Below are 17,466 nucleotides of genomic sequence, written 5' to 3'. Positions count from 1 at the left end.
CCGCTATGGCAAACTTGAATCTTAAGTCTTTAATTCCACTGAATTTTATGGGTAATCAACCACTTATTTTTATTTGTATAGTTTCAATTTTAATAGGTGAATACCTTTTGGCCACGGTGCTGAACTATTTAAATTCCAAACGTTTCAATGACCCTATACCTGAGGAGCTACAAGATATTTATAATACAGAGGAGTATAACAAATCACAACAATATAAAAAAACAAATTATAGATTTGGATTATTAACATCTACATTTTCGTTGGTATTAATACTAAGCTTTGTAGTTTTAGGAGGTTTTAAAGAAGTCGACAATTATGTTGCCAACACATTTGAAGCCCCATTGTTACAATCACTGTTGTTCTTTGGAATAATTATGATAGGAAGTGATCTATTAAGCACGCCACTTGCTTATTATCAAACCTTTATTATTGAAGAAAAGTTTGGTTTTAATAAAACAACGGTTAAAACATTCTTTTTGGATAAAATTAAATCTTGGGCAATGATCATTGTTATTGGAGGCATTATTCTTTCATTGGTATTTAAATTCTACCAATGGGCTGGTACAAATTTTTGGTGGTACACATGGATTTTAGTTGCTGCTTTTATCTTGTTCATGAATCTTTTTTATAGCAAGTTAATTGTACCGTTATTCAACAAACAAACACCTTTGGAAGATGGTGAATTAAAGTGGAAAATAGAATCCTATGCTAAAAAAGTAGGATTTGAACTTCAAAACATCTTTGTTATAAATGGTTCTAAAAGATCTACAAAAGCAAATGCTTACTTTTCTGGTTTTGGAAAAGAGAAGCGGGTCACGTTATACGACACACTAATCAATGATTTAGAAGATGAGGAAATAGTTGCAGTCTTGGCCCATGAGATTGGTCATTATAAGAAAAACCATATTGTTTTTAATCTCATCATCTCTGTTCTATTAACAGGGTTTATGCTTTTTCTTTTATCTTTATTTATCAATAATCCTTCGATAAGCATGGTGATTGGTGTAGAGAGACCAAGTTTCCATGCCGCATTAATTGGTTTTGGAATACTTTACAGTCCAATTTCTGAGTTTACTGGCCTGTTAATGAACTATATATCAAGAAAATTTGAATATCAAGCGGACAACTTCGCAAAATATACCTTATCCGCATCGCCCTTAATCTCATCGTTAAAAAAGTTGTCAAAAAATAGTTTAAGTAATCTTACTCCCCATCCAGCTTATGTTTTTATGAATTATTCGCACCCCCCGCTGATCAATAGAATCAGAAATTTAAAGGCATAATTTTTGTTGTACAACAGTTAGGATTATACTAACTTTAATCTAGTATGACACAAATAACATTAGAGGAAGAAAACAAACTTATTGCACAGCAATACAAAGAATTACTCCGTATTAGTTATCAGAACCTAACAGATGATGACAAAAAGCTTATACGTAGCGCATTTGAAGTTGCTGTAGACGCGCATAAAGACCAACGTAGAAAATCTGGTGAGGCCTATATCTTTCATCCCATATCGGTTGCCAAGATTGTTGCCTCTGAAATTGGTTTGGATGCGGTTTCCATTGCATCGGCACTTCTTCATGATGTTGTTGAGGATACTGCTTATACCTTAGACGATATTGATAGAATATTTGGTGAAACGGTGGCTCGTATAGTAGATGGACTTACTAAAATATCGCACTTAAAAAAGGATATGAACATCTCCCAACAAGCGGAGAATTTTAGGAAGATGTTACTTACGTTAAATGATGATGTTAGGGTTATCATAATTAAAATAGCGGATCGATACCATAATATGCTCACCATGGATTCCATGCCAGAGCATAAACAGGTTAAAATCTCGTCCGAAACATTATATATCTACGCACCTCTTGCGCATAGAATAGGCCTTTACAATATTAAAACAGAGTTAGAGGACTTAAGTCTTAAGTATACTGAGCCAGAGGTTTACCATGATATTAAAAGTAAAATTGAGGAGAGCAAAGAAGAACAACAAGCGTATATTGACGCATTCTCTGGTATAATTGATAATTCCTTAGAGAAAGAAGGCTTAAACTATATCATTAAGGGAAGGATGAAATCTATCTTTTCCATGCGTAGAAAAATGAAAGCGCAAAACGTAACTTTTGATGAAATCTATGACAAGTTTGCCATTCGGATTATTTACAAGTCGGATGCCAAGAACGAAAAATTCTTAGCCTGGAAAATCTATTCTATAGTTACAGACCACTTTACCCCTAATCCTGTTAGATTAAGGGATTGGATTTCCTCACCAAAATCTACTGGTTACGAAGCATTGCATATTACCGTAATGGGGCCAAAAGGGAAATGGGTAGAAGTACAGATCAGAAGCGAAAGAATGCATGAAATTGCAGAAAAAGGATATGCCGCACACTTTAAATATAAGCATGGTGATCAAAAAGAACAAGGCATTGAGGTGTGGTTGAACAAATTACAAGAAGCTCTGGAAAATGCCAACACCAATGCGGTTGATTTTGTTGAGGAATTTAAATTGAATTTATATTCAAAAGAAATTTTTGTGTTCACGCCAAAAGGGGAGTTAAAATCCTTGCCAAAAGGTGCCACTCCCTTAGATTTTGCCTTTAATATACATACAGAGGTAGGTATGCGCACAAGAGGTGCAAAAGTTAATGGTAAATTAGTACCGTTAAACACCACTTTAAGTAGTGGTGATCAGGTAGAAATCATAACATCGGACCAGGCAAAACCTAATCAGAACTGGTTAGATTATGCCACTACGGCAAGAGCACGTGCTAAAATTAAGTCGGTTTTAAGGGAGGAGAAAAAATCCATTGCTGAAGAAGGCAAGGAGATTTTAAGACGTAAATTAAAATCCCAAAAAATTTCATTGAATGAGGATTCCATTAATAAAATGGTAGTCTACTTTAAACTTAAGACAAGTTTAGATTTATTTTATCGTGTGGGTATGGGGTCTATAGACAATCAAATGTTAAAAGACTTTGCCTCATCTTACAGCAATGCCTTTATTAGCTTTTTTAAGAACAGAATGAGAAAATCTCCTGTACTTGAAGACATAAATAAAGAAGAAATTACCTCAAAATATGACCTATTGGTCTTTGGTAAGGAAGAGGAAAAACTGGATTATAAATTTGCCCAATGTTGTAATTCCATTCCTGGTGATGAGGTGTTTGGATTTGTAAGTGTTTCCGAAGGTATAAAAGTGCATAAGAAAAATTGTCCCAATGCTATTTCCTTGCAATCCAACTATGCTTATAGAATAATAAGTGCAAAATGGGTAGATTCCTCACAAGAGGAATTTAAGGCAGACATACAAATGACAGGTATTGACAATTTAGGTTTGGTTAGTGAAATAACGGAGATTATCTCTGACAATATGCACGTGAACATGCGAAATCTAAATTTTAGCACAGATGGCGGTACATTTACTGGTAAAATTACCGTTGTTGTAAAAAACCAAACCATACTTAAAAAATTAACCGATAACCTTAAACAAATAAACGGTATTGACAAAGTAGTCCGACTTTAGAAAAGAAATTGAAATTTAACTGTACATTTGCACATTAATGTAGCATATATGGCTTCGGATAAAAATCAGGAAATTGTAAAAAACGTTTTTACAACCTTTTTAGAGGAAAAAGGACATAGAAAAACACCTGAACGGTACGCAATTCTTCAAGAGATTTATGAAAGCGATGAGCATTTTGATATAGAGTCACTTTATATTAATATGAAGAATAAGAAATATCGCGTAAGTAGGGCTACCCTGTACAACACAATTGAATTATTACTGGAATGTAAATTGGTTCGTAAGCATCAGTTTGGCAAAAATCAGGCGCAATACGAAAAATCATACTTTGACCGTCAGCATGATCATGTAATCCTAACGGATACAGGCGAGGTTATGGAGTTTTGTGACCCTCGTATACAATCCATTAAAAAGACCATAGAAGAAGTTTTTGACATAAAAATCAATACACACTCTCTTTACTTTTACGGTACAAAAAACAAAACAGAAAACACGAACGATTAACCAAGTATATATTTTATTTAAATGGCAGTAGATTTATTGTTAGGCCTGCAATGGGGTGACGAAGGAAAAGGAAAAATTGTTGATGTATTAACTGAAAATTACGACATAATTGCACGTTTTCAAGGTGGTCCCAATGCCGGACATACCTTGGAATTTGACGGCATAAAACATGTTTTACACACAATACCCTCAGGTATTTTTCATAAAAACGCGGTAAATGTTGTTGGAAACGGTGTTGTGATTGATCCGGTGATTTTTGAAAAGGAACTAGATGCCCTAAAAAAATTCAACCTTGATATAAATGCTAAACTATTAATATCAAGAAAGGCACATTTAATACTACCTACACATCGTTTATTAGATGCTGCTTCGGAGGCCTCAAAAGGTAAAGCCAAAATTGGATCTACCCTAAAAGGTATTGGCCCTACATATATGGACAAGACAGGTCGTAACGGAATGCGCGTTGGTGATCTGGAATTAAGCGATTGGAAGGAAAAATACCGTAACCTAGCCAATAAACATGAAGCCATGATCAGCTTTTATAATGTGGATATAGAATATAATTTGGCAGAGTTGGAGGCAGATTTCTTCAAATCGGTTGAATCTCTTAAAAAACTAACTTTTATAGATAGTGAGGAATATTTATACCAAGCACAAAAATCTGGCAAAAAAATATTGGCAGAAGGCGCACAAGGTTCTTTGTTGGATATTGATTTTGGAACCTATCCTTTTGTGACTTCTTCCAATACAACAGCCGCTGGTGCATGTACTGGATTAGGTGTGGCACCAAACCAAATTGGTGAGGTAAAAGGTATTTTTAAAGCCTATACAACGCGCGTTGGAAGTGGGCCGTTCCCTACTGAGCTTTTTGATGAAGATGGTGAAACCATGGGTCGAGTTGGCAATGAATTTGGAGCTACAACAGGAAGACCAAGAAGATGTGGTTGGCTAGACTTGGTTGCTCTAAAATATGCCGTAAGGGTAAATGGCGTAACTGAATTAATGATGATGAAAGGTGACGTCTTAAGTGGATTTAAAAAACTAAAAGTTTGTACCGCATATAATTACAAAGGGGATAAAATTGAGCATTTACCTTATAATATTGAGGCAGAAAACGTGACTCCAATTTATACTGAAATGAATGGTTGGGCCGAAGATCTAACAAAAATGGATTCAGCTGATCAATTGCCAAAAGCATTAAATGATTATATAGATTTTCTTGAAAAAGAATTAGAAGTGCCAATAAAGATAGTATCTGTTGGTCCAGATAGGACTCAAACTATTCTTAGATAAAAAATTTTAAATAAAATTATAATAATTGAGCGGCGATAGAATTTCTATCGCCGCTCTTTTTTTAGTATATTGAATGGCTTAAAACAGTTGTATTAAACCAAAACCAATATATAATGAGACTCCCCACAGCACTTACAGTTACTTTGATGATTACTTTACTTGTAGCGTGCAAAACAGATAAAAAGAACAACATTACAGAAAATGAAGGTTCTCCTGGTGAAAAAGAATGGATTACCTTATTTGATGGAACAAGCACGGAAGGGTGGCGGGCTTATAATGGTGATAAATTACCACCTGGCTGGGTAGTTAAAAATGGAGAATTAACTTTTGATACAGAATTAGGAAAAGAACAGGACTATACTGGCGGCATTGATATTATATATGGAGCTGAAGAGTTTGAAAACTTTGAACTTTATCTAGAATGGAAAATACCAGAGGGTGGTAACAGTGGAATTTTTTATCATTTGAAAGAAGGGTATGATTCCCCACCCCAAGTATCTCCAGAATATCAATTAATAGATGATGAGAATTATGCGAGCATACATGATTTAACAGAGTACAACCTTAGTCTTGGCTATACAGACAAACCAGAGGAATTAAAACCTCTGCAACAAACAGGTTCTGACTATGCCATGCATGCAGCTGATCCCAATGGTAAAATACTATACCCCGTTGGTGAATGGAACACTACGCGAATTATTTTCACCCCTGAACAGGTAGAACACTGGTTAAACGGTAAAAAAATAGTATCTTTTGTACCGTGGTCAGACGATTGGTATGAGCGAAAAAACTCTGACAAATGGAAAAATAGCGTGGATTACGGAAAGTATAAAACAGGCTATATAGGATTACAGGATCATTCTAGTCCAATATGGTTTAGAAACATTAAAATCAAAAAATTATAAAATCAATTTCAAGATGAACAAAAGGGATTTCTTAAAGAACGCTGCGGCACTTTCTTCTTTCGCACTTTTACCTTCCGGGGCTTGGGCATTTACACCAAAAAAAAGATTGCGAACCGCACATATCGGTGTGGGTAATATGGGTGGGGAAGATTTGCGTGATATCTCATCACATGCCAAAGTGGACGTAACTGCCTTATGTGACGTAGACGCCAATAACCTGGCAGCAGCCAAAAAATTACACCCCAAGGCTAAAACCTATTCAGATTATAGGGTAATGTTAAAGGAAATGTCTAATGAAATAGATGCGGTAATTGTCTCTACTCCAGACCATACCCATGCCCCAGCATCTATAATGGCCATGGAAATGGACAAACCCGTTTATTGCCAAAAACCACTTACGCACTATGTTTCTGAAGCTAGGGCCATGAACAAGCTGGCAAATGAAAAAGGGCTTGTTACCCAAATGGGGATTCAAGTACATTCATTCTACGATTACAAATTAGCCACCTTACTTATACAATCTGGTATAATTGGCAAAGTACATACCGTTCACGCGTGGTCCCCTAAAAATTGGGGTTATGATGGTCCGGTACCGGAAGGTGAGGACAAGGTCCCGGAAAGTCTAGACTGGAACCTATGGTTGGGTACCTCTGCCAGAAGACCTTATAAAGAAGGTGTGTACCATCCCGGTAATTGGAGGAAATTAGTAGATTACGGTTGTGGTACTTTAGGCGACATGGGAGTTCATATTTTTGACACACCATACAATGCTTTGGAATTAGATGTTCCTCTTACCATTAAAAATGAATGTAGGGAACCCAATGGTTTTGGCTTCCCAGAAAATAATATCGTAACCTATGAATTCCCTGGCACCAAACAAACTGCGGATAGATTAAAATGGATTTGGTATGATGGACCAGGTGCCCCAAAAGATCATGAAGACCTTGCACTACCCGGTGCCGAAAGATCTACTGATATGGCAGATACATCTGAAAATAAGGAAGCAAGTGTAAAGGAGAAGATATCTTTAGAAACTAAAGTAGCCGGTGAAGGGGAATTACCCGAGCAAGGTGCCATGTTCATTGGTGAAAAAGGAAGGTTATTGTTGCCACATTTTATGCAATTGCCTAAGAAAATTGTAGATGGCAAATATGTAGATATTTCCGCTGAAATAGAGACTGTGGAAAAAGCGAACAATATGGGAAAACCTATTAGAAACTATGCGTCCGAAGGCCCTAAGCATTACCACCAGTTTGTTGATGCTTGTCTAGGCAAAGGAGCAACAAGTGCACCATTTTCTTATGCATCAAAACTAACCGAGACTATATTATTAGGTGTCATTGCCGGTAGGTTCCCAAATAAGACTTTACACTGGGATAGTGAAAATGCAAAATTCGCAGAAGAAGAAGCCAACGTTTTCTTGGCAGGTGATTATCGAGAATTTTAATAGTGTTTTTTTAATTGTAGGGATTACACTAAAATTTATTACAAATTAAAAAAGCCACTTTAAAGTGGCTTTTTTATACCTATATTTAAAAGGCATTTATCAAAGTTAATAAATCGACTTCATTATGAAATTCCTATTCAAATCCTATATCCAAAAATATTGGACGTTTATCCTCATTTTTATTCTCCTTTCGTGCACAGAAAAAAAAGAGGCCATAGTTACGATTACACCAAATAATAGCATTACGCTAATTGGCAACAATCTGGGTTCTAGAATGCAAAATTATGGTTTCTTTGAAACAGAAATGCATTTACGATTTCCTAACGATTCATTGTTTATTAGAAATATGTGTGATGGGGGCAACACTCCCGGTTTTAGGCCACACTCATCTAGAAATACACCTTGGGCCTTTCCTGGCGCAGAAAAATTTCAAACAGAATTAGCAAAGGATTCTGGAAGTGAAGGTTTTTTCCCAACGCCGGATGAATGGCTTGCCACATTAAAATCGGACATTATATTAGCATTTTTTGGATTTAACGAATCCTTTGAAGGTGAAGCTGGACTAGCTAACTTTAAATCAGAACTAGAGGCTTTTATCCATCATACGAAAAAACAAAAATACAATGGTAGCTCTTCTCCACAACTTGTTGTAGTCTCTCCAATTGCTTTTGAAAACCTTTCGAATAAAATGGACCTCCCCGATGGTGTAAAAGAAAATGCGAATCTTAAATTGTATACCCAAGGCATGAAAAGTATATGTGAGGCAAACCAAGTCTCATTTATAGATGTTTTTACACCATCCTTAAATTGGTATGAAGAAAAGGAAGATTACACTATTGATGGTTCTCAATTGAATGAACATGGATATCAAAAATTTGCCGAATATCTAGCCGAAAACCTAACTGGCATCCCAGCTACCAAAAGAAGTAATAAAAATACTTTGGTTGAGGCTGTAAAAGAGAAAAACTTTTATTGGCATAACGATTTTAAAATACCGAATGGAGTTCATGTTTATGGTAGAAGACATGCGCCTTACGGACCAGATAATTATCCTTATGAGATTCAGAAAATAAGGGAAATGACACAAATAAGGGACACTGCTATTTGGTCTATGTTACAAAACAAAAAATATGATGTTGCCAATGCAGATTTGAACACGCTTTCCTTGCCCCCTGTCGAAACCAATTATAATTTAGGCGATAAAGAGGAATTAATGCATTATAAATACGGTGAAGAAGCAATATCTACCTTAACGGTACCTAAAGGCTACAAGGTTGATTTATTTGCATCGGAAAAAGAATTCCCTGACCTAGCCAACCCGGCCCAGATATCTTTTGATAATAAGGGAAGACTATGGGTGGCAACACTTCCCTCCTATCCACATTATAAGCCAGGAGACCCTAAACCAAACGACAAATTGCTCATTTTAGAGGATACCAATAATGACGGTAAAGCTGACAAACAAACCGTTTTTACAGAAAATTTACATTTGCCTATTGGTTTTGAGTTCGCACCAGAAGGTGTATATGTTAGCCAAGGCACCAATCTAAAGTTATTTACAGATACAGATGGTGATGACAAAGCAGATAAAGTTGAAATTGTATTAAGTGGTTTTGATGATCATGATACCCACCATGCAATTTCTGCATTTTGTGCAGATCCTTCAGGAGCCTTTTATATGTCTGAAGGCATTTTTCTACATACCAATGTTGAAACATCATATGGACCGGTAAGGGCTACCAACGGTGGATTTTACAGATATAGCCCAAATAGAAAAAAACTGGAACGAACGCTACAGGTTGCTATTCCCAATCCCTGGGGAATAGCTTTTGATGAATGGGGGCAAGATTTTTTCTTGCACACTTCGGGTCCAAAGGTAAATTGGATGATGCCCAGCTCCCTAAAACCAATATATGGTGTATTTTCTCCTCTTACTGAAGAGTTAATTGAGGAAGCACATCGTGTTAGACCAACATCTGGAATGGAATTTGTCTCCAGCCGTCATTTCCCAGATGAGGTACAAGGAGATATGTTGTTAGCTAACTCCATTGGGTTTCTAGGCCTAAAACAACATCAAATGATGGAAAACGGAACAGGATATACCTCTAAACATAGACAAGATCTAATTACCAGCACAGACACTAATTTCAGACCCGTGGAAATGGAGTTTGCCCCTGATGGGTCATTATATGTAGTAGACTGGCACAACGTATTGATAGGGCACATGCAGCATAATGCCCGTGATCCATTGCGTGATCATGTGCATGGTAGAATTTACAGGATCACATATCCGTCTAGACCCTTGGTTACACCAGCAAAAATAGATGGCGCCAGCATACCTCAACTTTTAGAGAACCTAAAACTACCTGAGTATAGAAGCAGGTATAGAACACGAAGGGAATTAAGGGGACGCAACCAATCTGAAATATTAAGTGCGGTAACAGCTTGGGTTGCCAGGTTAGATGAACAAGATCCGAAATATGACCACCATAAATTAGAGGCCCTTTGGGTTACTTGGGGGCTAAATAAGGTAGACCAAGTACTTTTGGAGGATTTACTCGCATCTAAAGACCATAGAGTACGTGCCGCAGCGGTAAGAGTTGTTCGTTATATGGGGCATCAATTACAGAACTCACTAGTATTATTAAAAACAGCTGCAGCGGACAATCATGGCCGCGTTCGTTTAGAGGCAATTACAGCTGCTTCATGGCTTCCAAAAGAAGAAGGTATGGCTATATTGGATGTTGCACGTGCACACCCTTTAGATGAATGGATGAAAGACGCTTTCAATTTTGCAGAAACTAGGCTAAACAATAACTTTTTAGAGAAAGATGATGAAAAAGTATTGGCGACCCACTTAAAGGGTGATGATCTTGAAAAGTTTAAAAAAGGAAAAAAAATATACGAAACCGAGGGGTATTGTATCACTTGCCACCAAGAAAGTGGTTCCGGATTACAAAAAGCAGGTTATCCCACTTTAGTTGGTCAAGAATGGGTAACAGGCAATGAAGACCGACTTGTAAAACTGGCACTCCATGGTTTGTATGGACCAATGGATATCATGGGAAATCATTATGAAGGCCAAGTACCCATGATGGCTTTCAAAGGGCTTTTAAATGATGATGAAATAGCGGCAGTCCTAACGTATGTAAGAAACGCATTTGGCAATAAAGCATCGGTAATAAATCCCGAAAAAGTAAAAGAGATCCGTGATGAAACCAAAGATCGTAATACCTTTTACACACCGAAAGAACTATTGGAAGAACATCCAATGTAACAATAATAGATACAAATAATGAAAAACATTAAAGTTGGGTTCATAAAATGTACTGTGGGTATCATAAGCTTACTTTTTATGGCCTGTGGTACAGAAAAAAAGGAAAGTAAACCTATCAACGAAACAAACGACAAACCAATTCATATTGTTTTTGTAACCGGAGATGAAGAATATAGATCTGAAGAATCTATGCCAATGCTTGCCAGATTGGCAAAACGAGAATTAGGTGCAAAAGTTACCGTTTGCTATGCCCTAGATTCTACAGGAATTATCGACCCAAATAGAACGGACCATATCGCAGGATTGGAAGCCTTGGAAACAGCGGATGTAATGGTCATGTTTACACGATTTAGAAATTTGCCAGACCATGAGCGTAAATTCATTACCAATTATGCCAATTCAGGTAAACCCATGGTAGGATTTAGGACCTCTACACACGCTTTTATGTACAAAAATGACTCTATTCTGGCAGAAACCTACAATAACAAATGGCCTACAGAAGTTTTTGGTCAGCAGTGGATTACCCACCATGGCCATTTTGACGATGGCAAATTTCCCGTCACTAAAGTTACCTCTATTGCTGGCGAAGAGAACAACCCAATTCTAAAGGGGTTTAAACCTATTGACGCCTATTCTTGGTTATATCATGTAGATGGTGGGGATTGGAAGTTACATGGAGACAGCAAACCCATACTTGAAGGCCACTCAACCAAATCACAACATGAAATGGATGGTAATCTAGATAAGTTTCCCTTGACCAATCCAGTTGCGTGGACCAAATCATTTACCGGTGAGTCTGGAATATCGGCCAGAGTATTTTTTACAACCTTGGGACATCCATATGATTTCAAATTGGAAGAAGTTAGAAAAATAGCCGTACATGGAATTTTCTGGGCACTTGGCAAAGAAAATCAAATACCAGAAAATGGAGTTAATGTTGATTTGGATACACCATATGAACCTAATAATTCTGGATTCGGAATGCGTTATAAACAAAATATGAAACCAACACCTATTAACTAGTACTACTAAAAGATTCCTAAACTAAAGTGTAGCTGCTTTAAAAAATCCTATTTTTGAAAAAAATTCAGTCTTGCATAACACAGTTTTAGGAATAATCCTGCTACTATTCATTCAACCCATATTCGGTCAAGCAGAACCAGAGGAACCAAAACAGATTAACATTGTCTATGGGGCTAACTTCACTAAAAATGAGAAAGAATATCCTGGCGCCTCAATATTTAGTAAGGATGAAAGACAAGTTCAGTTTGAGCACCAAGGGGCAGATTTATGGTGTGATGTAGCCATTTTTTTTCAACGTGAAAACCGCTTAGAAGCTATTGGTAACGTAATACTTAAGCAAGGGGATTCCATTGAAATGACCGCCAAAAAAATTAATTACTTAGGCGATACCAAACTGGCAAAAGCATGGGGAGAAGTAATTTTGACCAATGCAGACATGACCTTAAAAACAGATACTTTACGATTAGATAGAATAAAACAAGAAGCTTTCTACCAAGATCAAGGAACAGTCATCGATTCCGCAAATACCCTAACAAGTAAAATTGGAAGGTACTTCATGGAATTGAAAAAATATCAGTTTTTAAATAGTGTTCATATAGACAATCCAAAATACACCGTTGATTCCGAACAGTTAGATTATTATCAAACTTCTAAAAACGCATATATGTATGGCCCATCCACTATACTTGGCGAATCATACAAGATATACTGTGAAAGAGGGTTTTACGACACAAAAATAGAAAGTGGTTACGGTATTAAAAATACTCGAATAGATTACAACAACCGTATCATTGAAGGTGATAGCGTTTATTTTAATAAGGCTGATGAATTTGCCTCTGCCACTAATAATATTACGGTTACAGACACTATAAACAATGGTATTATCAGGGCCCATTATGCCGAGGTTTTCAAAGCTAAGGATTCCGTTTTCGCTACCAGAAGAGCTGTTTCTATTTCCGTTCAAGAAAAAGATTCGTTATATGTCCATGGGGATACATTAATGGTAACTGGCAAACCTGAGGATAGGATATTAAGGGCTTTTAGGAATGCGAAATTCTATAAAAAAGACCTTAGCGGAAAATGTGATTCCATCCATTCTGAAGAAAAAACCGGTATAACCCAACTCATACGCAACCCAATTTTATGGAATGGTGCCAACCAAATGACGGGTGATAGTATTCATCTTATATCTAATCTTGAAACGGAAAAACTAGATTCGTTGAAGGTATTGGAAAATGCTTTTATCATTTCTTTGGACAGTATTAGTATGAAGGGTTACAACCAAGCAAAAGGCATTAATTTATATGGTCAATTTATCGAGAATGAATTAAAAATAATTGACCTCGTACAGAATACCGAGGTAATTTATTACATGTATAACGATGATGATGAACTTATCGGAATAGATAAGACAATTTGTAGTTCCATTCGCATAACCATGGCCAACAACGATGTAGAGGATCTAACATTTTACACCATGCCTGATGGTACCATATTTCCTGAAAAAGAACTGCCAGAAAACAGTAGGATTCTCAAAGGCTTTGTTTGGCGAGGTGACGAGCGAATAGTTACAAAGGAAGATATTTTTGATGAAGATGACAACAATCTTGAATTGGTAGTAATTAGGGGAATTGACAACCCTATTGATATTGATGCAGAGGAGGCGGAACGCAATAAAAATGAAAGTGACCCCATTAACCAAGCCCCCAATAATAAAGCAACAGATCCAAGGAATCCCCAAAAACCTAAGAAATAAATACTCCTGTGACAAGCCCACATAACCTTTAAAAGAAAGTAAAATAAACATAGTAACGCAAGCGTCGGGAGCATTTAAAATCTCGATTATCGAGTAAAGCAGTTGTTTTATGCAAAATGATTTTCTAAAATACCAAGCACAGACCTCGCCATACCCATTAGGCATAGAAATATCACATGCCAAAGGAAGTTATATTTATGATATTGAGGGAAATGCACATTTAGATTTGGTTGCTGGCGTTTCTGTATGTAGTCTTGGCCATTGTCACCCAAAGGTAGTGGCCGCAGTTCAGGAACAAGCGCAAAAATATATGCACGTAATGGTTTATGGGGAATATGTGCAGTCGCCTGCCGTGGAATATACAAAGCTATTGGCCAAACATCTCCCCAAGTCCCTAGAAACAACATATTTGGTAAACTCTGGTACCGAAGGTATAGAGGGGGCCATCAAACTTGCTCGTAGATATACTGGTAGGTCAGAAATAATATCGGCCAAATTTGCCTATCATGGAAACACTATGGGAAGCTTAAGCCTCATGGGATACGAAGAACGTAAAAGCGCATTTAGACCCTTACTCCCGGATGTTTCCTTTATTCAATTTAATAACGAAAATGAATTGGATAGAATTACGGACAAAACAGCTTGTGTCATACTGGAAACTATTCAAGGTGGAGCTGGTTTTATAGAGCCAAAAAATGGGTTTTTGGAAAAGATAAGAAACCGTTGTACCAAGGCAGGCGCGCTATTGATCCTAGATGAAATTCAGCCCGGTTTTGGGAGAACCGGTAAATTATTTGCATTTGAACATTATAATTGCACACCAGATATATTAGTGGTTGGCAAAGGTATGGCCTCAGGACTTCCAGTTGGAGCATTTGTCTCTAGTAAAGAAATAATGGATTCCTTACAAGAGAGCCCAAAACTTGGTCATATTACCACTTTTGGCGGCAACCCTGTTATTGCCGCGGCTTGTTTGGCAACCTTAAAAGAAATATTGGACAGCTCTTTGATGAAGGATACCTTAGAAAAGGAAAAATTGTTCAGAAGCCTACTAATCCATCCAAAAATCAAAGAAATCAGAGGTAAAGGACTTATGCTCGCGCTTATAATGGAAACCGAAGAAATAGCCAATGAATTGATATTACGGGCAAAGGACAACTGCTTAATCTTATTTTGGCTTTTATTTGAAAAAAAAGCGGTAAGAATAACCCCTCCATTAACCATTTCAAAAGAGGAAATTATAGCTGGTTGCACACTGATTCTCAAATTATTGGACCAATCACAACAATAACCTGTTAACTAATTTGTTAATAATATAGCGTTAACCCCAAACTAAATAGAAGGGCAAAAGCTTACTTTTATTTACATAGTTTAACCAAAACGTTACTATGGCGTTAGAATCTAACGAAAGACCGGACCAGCCCATTACCAAGTTTGAATCCATGTTAAAGACCGATGACGTCTATTTCTTTGATGCGGAAGATTTTGAAGATATCATCCATCATTATCTAAACAACGGTAAAATATCTTTAGCAAAAAAAGGTATAAAAATAGGGTTACAGCAACACCCTGGCTCTATAGAGCTTAAGTTGTTACATGTGGAAGTTATGGTTTTCGAAAATAATTTGGCTACTGCTGAAAAGTTATTGGACGAGCTACAGCTAGTAGATGCCCATAATGAGGAAATATTGATACAGCGTGCCAATATCTATTCAAAAAAAGACAACCATGAAGCTGCAGTAGCATTGTTACAAAAGGCTTTGGACCTTACCTCCGACACATTTGATATTTATTCACTTTTAGGGATGGAATATCTGTTCATGGATGATTTTAAATTGGCCAAGGAAAGTTTTATGCGTTGTGTTGATTTTGATAACGAAGATTACTCTTCCCTTTATAATGTTATTTATTGTTTTGAATTTTTAGAGGATTTTGATGGTGCCATTGGTTATCTAAACCAATACTTGGAAAAAAATCCTTATTGTGAGGTTGCCTGGCATCAATTAGGTAAACAGTATTATGAAAAATCAATGTTCAATGAAGCCTTGACCGCTTTTGACTTTGCTATAATATCTGACGATTCTTTCATAGGTGCTTATTTTGAAAAAGGTAAGGTTTTAGAAAAATTGGGCAGGTATAAAGAAGCTATAGAAAATTATGAGACTACAATTACCATAGAAGATCCTACATCCCATGCATTTTTAAGAATAGGAAAGTGTTACGAAAAGTTGAAGAATAATGACATGGCCAAGTATTACTTTTATCAAACGGTACATGAGGACCCTCTTTTGGACAAAGGCTGGTTGGCCATCACCAATTTTTATCTTCGAATCAAGAATTATGATAAGGCTTTATACTACATTAACAAAGCACTGAATATTGATAGTGAGAATCCGTTATACTGGAAAAAATGTGCTAAAATAAATCTCGCCCTTAAAAATTATGATCAAGCGGATTTTGCTTTTAAACAGGCGGTGGACCTCGGTAATTTTGAGTTGAATACGTGGATTGATTGGGCCAACGTGGCAAAGACTAACGGGGATCTTGTAGGAGCCATTCAAATTTTAGAACAAGGCAAACAATTTTATCCAGAAAACATTGACATCCTGTATAAAACTGCCGGTTTTTTACTTCATTTAGGAGATTACATCAACGCCCGTATTGTTCTTTTAGACGTTTTAAAATTAGATAAAGACCAAAAAGAATTAGAATTATTCAAATCACAATTTCCTGAATATGCTAATTCTGATTGGGTAAAAACGTTTTTAAGCGAAACGAAAAAAGGATACTAAGCCTTCGTAAAAATTCATATGCAAGAAAGAAAAAACAAGGATTATGTTTTTGTGACGTTAAAAGGCATGGCAATGGGTATTGCTGAATTGGTTCCCGGTGTTTCCGGTGGCACCATTGCATTCGTGACCGGAATTTATGAAGAGTTCATCTCCTCCATAAACAATGTGAACGTAGTTACCTTTAAAACATTGAAAAATGAGGGTTTTAAAGCCTTCTGGAAGAAACTTAATGGTAATTTCTTATTGGCCCTTTTCATTGGTATGCTGATTAGCATCTTATCTTTATCTAAAGCAATTACTTGGCTATTGGACTATCATCCAATACCAATATGGTCTTTCTTTTTTGGACTAGTCTTGGCGAGTGTGATTTTTGTAGCAAAGGCCATTAAAAACTGGAATATAGTGTCTGTTTCGTTATTCATTATAGGAACAGTTTCGGCATTCTATATTACTACCTTGCCCCCTTCTGCAAATACAGATGGCCTACCATTTTTATTTTTCTCAGGAGCCCTTGCCATTTGCGCTATGGTTTTGCCTGGCATCTCCGGTGCATTTATTCTAGTACTCTTAGGTTCTTATAAAACCATTTTAGATGCCGTAAACGATAAGGATTTTAAAATTGTTATCACCGTGGCACTAGGAGCAATTTTTGGGATTTTGAGTTTTGCCAAACTACTTAAATGGATGTTCTCTAATCATAAAGATGCCACCTTGGCTATCCTGACTGGTTTTATTTTAGGATCTTTGAACAAAATATGGCCTTGGAAGAATATTTTAGAGGTAATAAAGATTGGTAAAAAAGAAATTATTATCGACGAAAATATTTCTCCGTTTGCTTTTGAAGGTGATAATCAATTAACCTTTGCCTTAATTGCCGCGATAATTGGTTTTTCCCTTATTTTTATACTGGAAAAAACCGCTTCAAAAAAGTAAGCAG

12 protein-coding genes are annotated in these 17,466 nt (G+C 36.6%); all 12 read left to right on the top strand.

Annotated features, from left to right (window positions below):
- Positions 1-5: 5 nt before the first annotated feature.
- Positions 6-1,283: a M48 family metallopeptidase gene (locus tag ACOCEA_RS16115; protein ID WP_420757298.1), complete on the top strand. Its 1,278-nt coding sequence runs from the start codon at positions 6-8 to the stop codon at positions 1,281-1,283.
- A gap of 44 nt (positions 1,284-1,327) precedes the next feature.
- The gene (locus tag ACOCEA_RS16110) at positions 1,328-3,532 is read left to right on the top strand and encodes a RelA/SpoT family protein (protein ID WP_420757297.1); all 2,205 of its coding nucleotides are present in this window, start codon (positions 1,328-1,330) and stop codon (positions 3,530-3,532) included.
- Between the two features lie 48 nt (positions 3,533-3,580).
- Positions 3,581-4,036 (top strand): Fur family transcriptional regulator, encoded by a 456-nt coding sequence (locus ACOCEA_RS16105; RefSeq protein ID WP_420757296.1) that lies wholly within the window; start codon positions 3,581-3,583, stop codon positions 4,034-4,036.
- Positions 4,037-4,057: 21 nt separating this feature from the next.
- The gene (locus tag ACOCEA_RS16100; RefSeq protein ID WP_420757295.1) at positions 4,058-5,329 is read left to right on the top strand and encodes an adenylosuccinate synthase; all 1,272 of its coding nucleotides are present in this window, start codon (positions 4,058-4,060) and stop codon (positions 5,327-5,329) included.
- A 113-nt stretch (positions 5,330-5,442) separates the two neighbouring features.
- Complete coding sequence (locus ACOCEA_RS16095) at positions 5,443-6,234, top strand: 3-keto-disaccharide hydrolase (protein WP_420757294.1); 792 nt, start codon at positions 5,443-5,445, stop codon at positions 6,232-6,234.
- Between the two features lie 13 nt (positions 6,235-6,247).
- Complete coding sequence (locus ACOCEA_RS16090) at positions 6,248-7,681, top strand: Gfo/Idh/MocA family protein (protein WP_420757293.1); 1,434 nt, start codon at positions 6,248-6,250, stop codon at positions 7,679-7,681.
- 124 nt (positions 7,682-7,805) lie between these two features.
- Positions 7,806-10,958, top strand: a complete 3,153-nt coding sequence (locus tag ACOCEA_RS16085; RefSeq protein WP_420757292.1) for a PVC-type heme-binding CxxCH protein — start codon at positions 7,806-7,808, stop codon at positions 10,956-10,958.
- Positions 10,959-10,976: 18 nt separating this feature from the next.
- On the top strand, positions 10,977-11,981 hold the full coding sequence (locus tag ACOCEA_RS16080; protein WP_420757291.1) for a ThuA domain-containing protein: 1,005 nt from the start codon (positions 10,977-10,979) through the stop codon (positions 11,979-11,981).
- Positions 11,982-12,051: 70 nt separating this feature from the next.
- Positions 12,052-13,737 (top strand): OstA-like protein, encoded by a 1,686-nt coding sequence (locus tag ACOCEA_RS16075; protein WP_420757290.1) that lies wholly within the window; start codon positions 12,052-12,054, stop codon positions 13,735-13,737.
- A gap of 109 nt (positions 13,738-13,846) precedes the next feature.
- Positions 13,847-15,028 (top strand): aspartate aminotransferase family protein, encoded by a 1,182-nt coding sequence (locus tag ACOCEA_RS16070; RefSeq protein WP_420757289.1) that lies wholly within the window; start codon positions 13,847-13,849, stop codon positions 15,026-15,028.
- A 97-nt stretch (positions 15,029-15,125) separates the two neighbouring features.
- Positions 15,126-16,529: a tetratricopeptide repeat protein gene (locus ACOCEA_RS16065; RefSeq protein WP_420757288.1), complete on the top strand. Its 1,404-nt coding sequence runs from the start codon at positions 15,126-15,128 to the stop codon at positions 16,527-16,529.
- A gap of 18 nt (positions 16,530-16,547) precedes the next feature.
- The gene (locus tag ACOCEA_RS16060; RefSeq protein ID WP_420757287.1) at positions 16,548-17,462 is read left to right on the top strand and encodes a DUF368 domain-containing protein; all 915 of its coding nucleotides are present in this window, start codon (positions 16,548-16,550) and stop codon (positions 17,460-17,462) included.
- The last annotated feature ends 4 nt before the right edge of the window (positions 17,463-17,466 follow it).

The sequence above is a fragment of the Maribacter luteocoastalis genome, assembly GCF_048890225.1.
GTDB lineage: Bacteria > Bacteroidota > Bacteroidia > Flavobacteriales > Flavobacteriaceae > Maribacter > Maribacter luteocoastalis.
The sequence above is the reverse complement of the archived record's forward strand: the minus strand, read 5'-3'. Positions and strand labels throughout refer to the sequence as shown.

Bases quoted from the DNA above. Each gene is read 5' to 3' on its own strand.
- ACOCEA_RS16115 (WP_420757298.1), top strand. From the start codon at position 6: ATGGCAAACTTGAATCTTAAGTCTTTAATTCCACTGAATTTTATGGGT.
- ACOCEA_RS16110 (WP_420757297.1), top strand. From the start codon at position 1,328: ATGACACAAATAACATTAGAGGAAGAAAACAAACTTATTGCACAGCAA.
- ACOCEA_RS16105 (WP_420757296.1), top strand. From the start codon at position 3,581: ATGGCTTCGGATAAAAATCAGGAAATTGTAAAAAACGTTTTTACAACC.
- ACOCEA_RS16100 (WP_420757295.1), top strand. From the start codon at position 4,058: ATGGCAGTAGATTTATTGTTAGGCCTGCAATGGGGTGACGAAGGAAAA.
- ACOCEA_RS16095 (WP_420757294.1), top strand. From the start codon at position 5,443: ATGAGACTCCCCACAGCACTTACAGTTACTTTGATGATTACTTTACTT.
- ACOCEA_RS16090 (WP_420757293.1), top strand. From the start codon at position 6,248: ATGAACAAAAGGGATTTCTTAAAGAACGCTGCGGCACTTTCTTCTTTC.
- ACOCEA_RS16085 (WP_420757292.1), top strand. From the start codon at position 7,806: ATGAAATTCCTATTCAAATCCTATATCCAAAAATATTGGACGTTTATC.
- ACOCEA_RS16080 (WP_420757291.1), top strand. From the start codon at position 10,977: ATGAAAAACATTAAAGTTGGGTTCATAAAATGTACTGTGGGTATCATA.
- ACOCEA_RS16070 (WP_420757289.1), top strand. From the start codon at position 13,847: ATGCAAAATGATTTTCTAAAATACCAAGCACAGACCTCGCCATACCCA.
- ACOCEA_RS16065 (WP_420757288.1), top strand. From the start codon at position 15,126: ATGGCGTTAGAATCTAACGAAAGACCGGACCAGCCCATTACCAAGTTT.
- ACOCEA_RS16060 (WP_420757287.1), top strand. From the start codon at position 16,548: ATGCAAGAAAGAAAAAACAAGGATTATGTTTTTGTGACGTTAAAAGGC.